The organism is Dactylosporangium sp. NPDC049525, assembly GCF_040676755.1.
GTDB lineage: Bacteria > Actinomycetota > Actinomycetes > Mycobacteriales > Micromonosporaceae > Dactylosporangium.
The window spans coordinates 68643-77630 of sequence record NZ_JBFAPO010000058.1 but is presented as its reverse complement, the minus strand read 5'-3'; the positions used below and the strand labels follow the sequence as shown (position 1 = coordinate 77630).

General features: G+C 72.2%; 6 protein-coding genes. All 6 read right to left on the bottom strand.

The features are described from left to right. A partial coding sequence (locus AB0K00_RS46820) for a ricin-type beta-trefoil lectin domain protein (protein WP_363535932.1) occupies nt 1-1361 on the bottom strand: 1361 nt, incomplete at its 3' end. Between the two features lie 202 nt (nt 1362-1563). Continuing rightward, on the bottom strand, nt 1564-2148 hold the full coding sequence (locus tag AB0K00_RS46815; protein ID WP_363535929.1) for a hypothetical protein: 585 nt from the start codon (nt 2146-2148) through the stop codon (nt 1564-1566). 147 nt (nt 2149-2295) lie between these two features. Next, the gene (locus AB0K00_RS46810) at nt 2296-3396 is read right to left on the bottom strand and encodes a Gfo/Idh/MocA family oxidoreductase (protein WP_363535926.1); all 1101 of its coding nucleotides are present in this window, start codon (nt 3394-3396) and stop codon (nt 2296-2298) included. Next, nucleotides 3381-3998 carry a ThuA domain-containing protein gene (locus AB0K00_RS46805; RefSeq protein ID WP_363535923.1) on the bottom strand — a complete coding sequence of 206 codons (618 nt, stop codon included), beginning with the start codon at nt 3996-3998 and terminating at the stop codon, nt 3381-3383. The genes AB0K00_RS46810 and AB0K00_RS46805 overlap by 16 nt, the downstream gene beginning before the upstream one ends. Nucleotides 3999-4023: 25 nt before the next feature. After that, entirely contained in the window at nt 4024-7989 is a 3966-nt protein-coding gene (locus AB0K00_RS46800) for a discoidin domain-containing protein (RefSeq protein ID WP_363535920.1), read from the bottom strand. Beyond that, complete coding sequence (locus AB0K00_RS46795; protein ID WP_363535917.1) at nt 7986-8981, bottom strand: NAD(P)-dependent oxidoreductase; 996 nt, start codon at nt 8979-8981, stop codon at nt 7986-7988. Before AB0K00_RS46795 ends, AB0K00_RS46800 begins: the two co-directional genes overlap by 4 nt. Nucleotides 8982-8988: the final 7 nt, after the last annotated feature.

Sequence of the window (8988 nt, the reverse complement as noted above, 5' to 3'; positions counted from 1 at the left end):
AGGTTCTGCCCCGCGGCGAGCGCCGCGTTGATCGACGCCGCGGTCGCACCGGCCTTGACGATGTAGAACTGGCTGATCGGCAGGCTCGACCCGGCGGTGGTGCCGGAGGACCAGCTGTTGCCGGACGAGTTGGTCCGCAGCGCGGGCACGAACACCTGGTAGGCGCCGGTGCCGTCGACGTACAGGAACGGCTTCTCCCGCACGACCGGGGTGGTGCCGACGGTGGTGTACGGCGGGGACGGGAAGCTGTTGGCGGGTGCGCCGCTGGTGCCGACGAACACCTGGTTCCAGTTCGAGCCGCTCCACGAGCCGATCTGCGAGTTGCGGGTGATCCACTGCTGCTGGCTACCGGACTGGATCTGGCCGTCGATCTTGCTGTCGGAGATCCAGCCGCCGGAGGACCAGCCACCGTCGGACAGCGCAAGGTTGCCGCGCACGTGCATACGCCGGTACGGCGCGGCCTGCGACACCGCCCACCGGTCCAGACCACCGGTCGGGGTCACGGACAGGTTCTCCGCGGACCGCCAGAAGTTCTGCGTCGCGTTCTGCGACCCGTCCGGCCACCAGTCCGCCTCCGCGTGCACCGCACCGTTGATGACCACCGAGTCCGGGGAGATGCCCAGACCGGCGACCTGGGTGAAGAAGCCCACGTTCGCGTTCACGTTGTACGTGCCCGGCTTGAACAGCAACGCATACCGCGCGTTACCGAACTGGTTCGTCACCTGCTGGTTAAACACCGTGTTCAGCCGGCTCTGAATCGTCGAGGCCGACATCGACGGGTCGAACACCGACACGTTCGGACCCAGATCCGGGTTGTTCGGGTTGTTCGGCGGGGTGCTCGTCGGCGGGTTGCTGGTCGGGTTCGTGGTGCCTCCCGGGAGCGTCCACTGCTGGTTGGCGCTCGCGAAGCAGTCCCACAGCTGGAGCTTGGTGCCGTCGGCGGAACTGGGCCCGGTGGCGTCCAGGCACTTGCCGAGGGAACGCAGCGTGCCGTCGCTCTGCTTCGCCCACTGCTGGGCGCCGGAACCGTTGCAGTCCCAGATCTGGATCTTCGTGCCGTTCGCGGTGCTGGCGGCGGCGACGTCGAGGCACTTGCCGAGCGCGCGGATGGTGCCGTCGTCGCCGACGGTCCACTGCTGCGCGCCGGTGCCGTTGCACGTGTACAGCTGGACCTGGGTGCCGTTGGCGCTGCTGGCGGCGGCGACGTCGACGCACTTGCCGCCGTAGCCGGTGATCTGGCCGGTGGTGGCGGCCGAGGCGGTGGTCATGGCGATCACGCCGGTGCCGATGACGGCGAGCACGGTCGCGGCGAGCGCGATCCCGAGCCGGCGTCTTGATGGGCGGGTGCGGGTGGGGGTCACGGGGGTCCCTTCTGGGCGGGGCGCCCACGCCGGTCCCGTGTCGGGGGTGGGTCCGGGGCGGGCGGGAACCGTCCTCCGCCGCGTCGGTGGGTGACGACGGAGGACCGAATCTGTGAAGTTGCCTTACAGATCCATCGGAGGCTATTCCCGCCCCGGCGCGCAAGTCAATACGCGACCCGAATTAAGGGAGTGACCTGGGGATTTAAGACTTCGCCAGGATCTCGCCCGCGCCGCCCGCGGTCTCCTGCACGGCGGTCAGGTACGCCTTCATGTCGGTGTTCTCCAGCCCCGTGCCGGCGACCACGACCGTGTTGCCGACGATCAGCGTCGGGTACATCTTGGCCTGCTCCTGCGCGTATGCCTTCGCCGCGTTCGCGACCTTGAACTCCACGAAGATGGACTGCTGCCCACGGGACGGCATGAAGTCGCCCTTCTTCTTGTAGCAGTCGAACTGCTTGAAGTTCGCCACGGCGGAGCGGTACTTGCTGGGCACGCCGGTCGAGTTGGTGTCCCATTGGCCGACCGGGCACAGGGGGTCCTTGGTGAACAGGTCGCCGGTCAGCTGCGCCACCTTCTCGTACTGCAGGCCCTTCCCGGCGGCGGCTGCGCTGCCCGACGCCTTGGCGCTGCCGGACGGCTTGGCGCTCTCGGCGGGTGCGGCGCTGGCCGCGGCGGGCGCGGCGGAGGCGGCCGCGGCAGGCTCGGCCTTCTTGTCGTCACCGCCGCAGGCGGCGGTCAGCAGGAGAGTGGCACCGGCAACGGCGGACGCGATCAGCAGACGCTTCATGGGGATTCGGTTCCTTCATATGTGGTGGTACGACAGGGGTTTCGGTGTGACGCCACGAACGTATGCGTGCCGTCGCGGCGTTGAATCCCTGATGTATGCCACCCGACAAGCAACGTGGCCCACCTCACTGCCGTGCCGTTGAACCGCCTACTCGTCGTCGGGGCCGGCGCCGAACGGGACCAGGTCGGGAATTTCGCAGGTGCTGGCGACCTCGACCGCCGCGCCGGTGTCAGCGGCGGCCAGGAGGCATTCCATGACGTCGAGGATGTGGAACGCCAGTTCGCCGCTCGCGCGGTGCGGTGTGCCCGTCCGCAGCGCCCGGCCCAGGTCGGCGACGCCGAAGCCGCGGGAGGCGTCCCGGTAGCCGGCCCGCTCGGGGACCTCGACCCATTCGCCGCCGGTCGCGGCGAACAGGCGGACCGGACCGTCGAAGCCGTTCGGGTCGGGCAGGCTCAAGGTGCCCTCGGTGCCGTACACCTCGATCCGGGGCAGCCGCGCGTCCCACACGTCGAAACTCATCATCAGTGTCGTCAGCGCGCCCGAGGCGTGTTCGAGCACGCCGGTCACGTGGGTGGCGACCTGCACCGGGATGACCGTGCCGGCGCGCGGGCCGGCGCCGACCGTGCGGGTCGGGCGCGGCGTCGAGGACATGCCGGTCACCCGCCGGACCGGGCCCAGCAGCGTCACCAGCGCCGTGAGGTAATACGGGCCCATGTCGAGGATGGGGCCGCCGCCCGGCTGGTAGTAGAACTCCGGCGCCGGGTGCCAGCGCTCGTGGCCCGGGGTGACCATGAACGCCGTCGCGGCGATCGGGGTGCCGATGTCGCCGGCGGCGACGCTGGCCCTGGCCGTCTGCACGCCCGTGCCGAGCACGGTGTCCGGGGCGCAGCCGACGGCGCGGCCGGCTTGTGCGGCGGCGGCGAGGACGGTGCGCGCCTCGGCGGTGGTGGCGGCGAGCGGCTTCTCCACGTAGACGTGCTTGCCGGCCGCGATCGCGGCGAGGGTCACGGCGGCGTGCGCCTGCGGCACGGTGAGGTTCAGCACCACGTCGACGTCGTCGGCGGCGAGCAGCTCGTCCGGGGTCGCGGCCAGGACCCCCGGATGCTCCGCGGCCAGGGCGGCGGCGCGGCCGGCGTCGAGGTCGGCGACCCGGGTCAGGGCGACGGTTGACAGCCGGTCGAACGTCGTGGCGTAGGCGCCGCTGATCTTTCCGGCGCCGATGATGCCGACGTTCAACGCGTTGCCCATGTCAGCCCCCGCATGATGATCTGGTCGTGCTCAGGGACCTCGAGGTCCTTCAGCTCGTGCCCGACGGTGGTGACGAAGACCCGGCCGGCGCCGAACCGGGTGGTCCACACCACCGGCATGGCGACGCCGTCGACGTCGGTGACCGCGTGCACCTCGATCGACGGGTCGACGTGCACGGTGTACAGCTCGGTGTGGACCGTGAACCGGCCGGTGCCCGCGACCACCGGGTGCTCGGACACCGGTGTGACGTCGTAGGTGAGGAACTGCGGCGGGTGGTGCACGAACTGGCCGCCGGTCATGCGCTGGTAGTCCGGCGAGGCGCGGAACGCGTCGATCATCCCGCCGTGCCAGCCGGCGAAGCCGGTGCCGGCCCGCACCGCCGCGGCCAGCCCGGCGAGCTGCTCGGCGGTGATGGTGCCCATCGTCCAGCACTGCACGATCAGGTCGGCGCGGCGCAGCAGGTCGGCGTCGAGATACGTGTCGAGCGTCTCCGACGTGACGACCTCGTGGCCGCGGTCGCGGAGCTGGCCGGCGTAGCGGTCGGTCGCGGCGACCGGGCTGTGTCCCTCCCAGCCGCCGCGGACCATCACGACGACGCTCACGACCGCTTCCGGTGTTTCGGTGGTGTCATGCGGCATGCTCCAGGACGAAGTTGGCGGTGTACACCTGGTCGTCGGTGACCGTGAACGTGTACTCCCGGGCGGTGGACACCGTGGTGCCGCCGACGGTCCAGTTCACGAAGCGGTAACCGGGTGCGGCCTTGGCCGATGCGGTGACCTGGCCGCCGGGCTCGTAGTAGCCGGGCCGGGTCTCGTTGCCCTTCAGCGTGGCCGTGCCAGCACCGTCGGGAGCCGCCGACGCCGTGACGTTGCGCTCCACGATGTTGATCACCATCACGTTGTGCAGCCTGGCCCTTCCCGTGCTGGTGGTGCCGTTGTAGCGCATGAGGTTGACGACGGTGACGTTCCCGCCGGCCACCTTCACCGTATAGCCGTCGGTGCCGAGGTTGTCGGTGCCGAGGTTGAAGACCCGGACGTCACCGGAGTTCACCACGAGACCATTGTGCAGGCCGTAGCCGAACGAGTTCGCGACGGTCAGCCGGGTCGCGCCGTCGACGGTGATCAGGTCGGCGTACTTGCGCGTCCAGCCGTCGATCACCTGTGGGAAGAGGTCCTTGCCGAGGACCCAGTTGGGCAGGTAGAAGCCGGTCCGCACGAACGTGTTGCCGTTGCTGAGCACGCCCTCGATCCGCCCGCCGTCGCTCCTGCCGACGGTGACGCCGTGCCGCACGAAGGTGCCCTTGATCTTGCGGACCAGGAAGTGGTCGTTGCGGTACGTGGCCATGTCGATGGCGTTCCACGCGTTCGGCAGGCCGATGTTGACGGCGTAGGTGCCGCTGCCCTGGCCGCGGATGGCGTAGGGGTAGGGGACCAGGCCGCCCGGCGCCGCCGGGTTGTTCTCCGGGTAGAAGATGCGCAGGCCGCTGACCCCGGCGCGTTCGCCGCGCAGGGTGACGGCCGCCTGGGCGGTGTCCGGGTCGGCGGTGTTGCGCCCGGCGTAGGACAGCAGCACGGTGCCGCCGCTGCGCCCGTCCTCGTCCCGGTTCGGCACCGAGGACGCGCCGCGCAGCTCGACCCCGGCCGGGACGACGAGCCGCCCCTCGAGGCGGTACCAGCCGGCCGGGAGGTAGACCACGCCGCCGCCGTCCCGCCGGGCCCGGTCCAGCGCCCGCTGGATGCCGGCCGTCGCGTCCTGCGCCGGGAGGTAGCCGTTGCCCCGCGGCGCGTTGTACGGCGCCCTGCTCACGTCGTAGAGGACCCGGCGTTCGGGCTTGGCGACGGCGGGTGCCGCGTCGTCGGTGGGCACGGTCCCGGCCAGCTGGTACACCGTCCCCTGCACGGCGCCGGTGAGCTTGGTGTCGGTGAGTTTGACGTAGCCGCCACCGTTGTTCACCACCGCGGCCTGACTGCCTTCGAGGCGGCTGGCGGCGAGGGCCAGCCCCCACCGCGAGTCGAGCTGGTCGACCAGCAGGGCGGTGTCGGTGCGCTGCACCTGCACCCGCTGGAAGACGCCGGTGAACTCGGCCCGCAGCCCCCGCACGACGTGGATGCCGACGTGGTAGTCCGCCGCGGACAGGTCCGCGAACTGGTCCCACTCCAGGTCCCCCAGGATGAACCCGGTGCCGTGCGCGCGGGTCCAGGCGTCCAGCGCGGCCCGCCGCGGCGGGTGGTACGCCGCCGGTGCCTGCGCCCAGTAGGCGTTGCTCAGCGAGACGTTCTCCCAGGTGCCGACGTCGGCGCCGTTGTAGGCCTCGACGCCCTCCAGCAGCGCCGTGCCCTTGACGTTGCGCACCGTCGCTGACTCGTGGGTCTGGCCGTTGCCGGGCGGGCGGCCCCGCTCGTCGCGCATGGTGCTGATGCCGATGCCCCGGTACGAGTTGAGCATGGTGACGTCCGAGACCGTGCTCATCATGTAGTTCTCGTCGCTGGCCCAGGCGCTGCCCGGGATCTCGAACGTGAAGTTGTAGGGCACCGGCGCGGTCGCGTTCTGCCGCGGGTAGTACGTGGTGACGCCCATGACGCCGGCGCTGCCGCCGATGCGGAACAGCACCGGACCGTTGTCGCCGGCGGGCAGGTCGGCGCTCACCACCGTGCCGTAGCCGCCGTGGCCCTGGCCAGAGTCGCGGTCAGGGTCGCGGCGGTCGCCGCGCAGCGTGCAGAAGGCCGGCACCTCGACCGTGTCGGTGACCCGGTAGGTGCCCTCCGCCAGCCAGACCGTCCCGCCGCCCGCGTCGTAGCAGTCGTCCAGGGCGGCCCTGATGGCCGCGGTCGCGTCCTTCTTCCCGGTCGGGTCGGCGCCGTACGCGCCCGCGTCGAAGTCGGCGACCACCACGTCGGCGGTCGGGTACCTGGTGGTGACGAGCTTCGGCGCCGGCGCGACGGTGCGCTGCTCGCGGATCTGGAACCCGGCCACGTCGAAACCGGTGAGGCCGGCGGCGTAGCCGCTGAGGTTGAGCCGGACGTACCGCGCGGTCGTGGTCGGGAACCGGGTGCGCGCCGAGCTGTTGCCTCCGGCCGCGCCGGACCGTCCGACGGCGGTGTAGGTGGTGCCGTCGGTGGAGACCTCGACGGTGTAGTCGGGCGAGTAGGCGTTGCCCCACTGCACCAGCACCTCGTTGACCGGCCGCGCCGTGCCGAGGTCGGCCCGCAGCCACTCGCCGCCGCCGCCGTTGCCGCTGGTCCAGGCCGTCGCCGCGGCACCGTCGTTGGCCGCGGCCGGGCTCGAACCGGCGGCGCTGCTGCTGGCGGTGAGCGTGCCGTGGCGGGCCAGGTCGGTGTCGACGGCCGAGGCGCGGAACGCTTGGTCGGCGTCGTACAACGTGCGCAGCGCCGCCGTCACCTGCGCCTCGGTGGCAGCGGGGTTGTCGAGCACCGCCTGCGCCTGGGCGACGGCGGTCGCGAGCGCCGCCTTCGACCCCGGCGGGTACTGGCCGTCGCGGGTGCCTTCCCGCGCCGCGTAGAGCGCCAGGTTCGCGGACGCGACGAGGGCCCGCAGCCCGGCCTTGACGTCGAGCTGGCGCGGGACGACGGTCACCCGCACCGCGGCCACCGTGAGCTCGACCGGGGAGCCGTCGTGGGTGAGGCGGAAGTCCGCGCCGTTCGTGCGGTTGGTCAGGATGGCGTCGTCGAGGACGAAGTCGTGGGTCTTCCACGTCTGGCTGTCGCCGTAGGTGACGACCTGCGACGGCTTGAACATGTTCGGGATCTCGCCGCCGGGGGAGTCGTAGTGCAGGAAGAGGGTGCCGTTGCCCGCGTCGAGGTAGTCCACGCTGACCATCACGATGTCGGCGTTGTTGTACGCGTAGCTGTCCGCGACGTTCATGTACAGGTAGTTGGTCCCGGGCGCCGGTGCGGCGGCGTTGGTCCGCCAGAAGCCGCGCCCGGCGGTCGCGCCGGTGACCAGCCCCGCCTCGTTGTCGCCGGCCCTCGGGCTGAGGCCGGTGTCGGTCGCGGTGGCGCCGAGGGTGGCCTGCGGCCCGGACCTGGTGATCCGGACCTGGGCGACGGTGACGTCGGACGGGGCGTCGCCGGTGCGCCCGGCGATGCGCAGCTCGCCCCCGCCGGCGGTGAGCGCGGCGCCGTCGAGCCCGACCGCGGCCAGCCGCCAGGTGTTCGTGCCGGCGAGGTCGGCGACCGTCTTCGTGTCGCCCGACGCGGTGCGCAGCGTCAGCTGCCCGCTTCCGGTGTCGTAGTAGGTGACCACGACGACGATCGGTGCCTGGGCCACGCTCGACGCGTAGCCGGCGTCGGGGGTGACGCCGACGTACGTCGTGCCCGCGGCGACCTGCGTCTGCCAGTACGTCCGGCCGTCCAGCGTGCCGGTGCGCAGGCCGGCGGGGGAGTCGCCGCCGCGCACCTGGACGCCGAGCGTGACCGGGTCCGGACCCAGATCCGCGCCGATGCCGCGCGGGTACATGACGGGGTCCGCCGCCGCGTGCGCGGCGCTGACGGGTCCGGCGAGGGCCGCCAGCACCAGCACGGCCGGCCAGATGAAGGCCCATCGCCTGCTTCGGGGACGCGTTGGGATTGTCACGGGTTGCCTCCGGGATCGTCCGATCTCAGCGTGTCGCTACCGGGGTGGTGCACGCGTCCGCCGGCGGGCAGCGGCGACGGCGCGGGGTTCTGGACCGGCGGTGCGGCGCTCGGACCAGCCGGTGGCTCCCGCCGCCAGCTGTACGCCGAGGCGAAGCCGAGCACGGTCGCGGCCAGCCTGGTGTCGATCAGGCCGTCGTGGTCGCCGAGCTCGGCCCGCACCGCGGTGCGTGGGTGGAACCGGTGCAGCAGCTCCCGCGTCGGCACGACGGCCGCGGTGTCGGGTGCCGCGATGTTGAGCACGTGGTGGCCGGTCAGGTCCGCGGTCAGCGCGGCGTGCGCGGCCCGCGCGACGTCGCGCGAGTCCACCCACGCCCACAGGTCGCGCCGGTTGCCGGCCGGGTCGTGGTGCACCGCGTCGAGGTGCCGGCGCAGGCGCTCGCCCGTGCCCGCGAACGGGAAGCGCAGGCACACCGTGGGCACGCCGAACCGGCGGGTGGTGAACGCCGCGATCTCCTCGGTGAAGGTCTTCGACAGGCCGTAGGAGTCGACGGTCAGGGACGGATGCCGCTCGTCGACCGGCACGTAGTGCGGCGACAGGTCCCGGTCCGCCCAGGCCAGGCCCACCGCGGAGAAACTGGAGGAGGCCACGATCCGCCGTACGCCGCGCCGTCCGGCCTCGGTGCACACCAGGTACGCCGAGGCGGTGTTGAACAGCAGCGTGTCGTGCTCGCTCACGATGCCCGGAGCCGGCACCGCCGCCAGGTGCACGACGGCGTCCACCCCGCCGGCCGCGGTGGCCGCCGGCCCGGCGAAGCACTCGGTGACGAACGCGGGATCGCGCAGGTCGCCGATGTGCCGCCCGGCCACTCCGGGGGCGTAGCGGTCGACCCGGTCGGCGGTGAGGACGGTCAGGCCGGCCCCGACCAGTTCGGCCACCACGAGCTGGCCGATGCCCCCGGCGGCGCCGGTGACGAGCACCGCGCCCGTCACAGGTGCC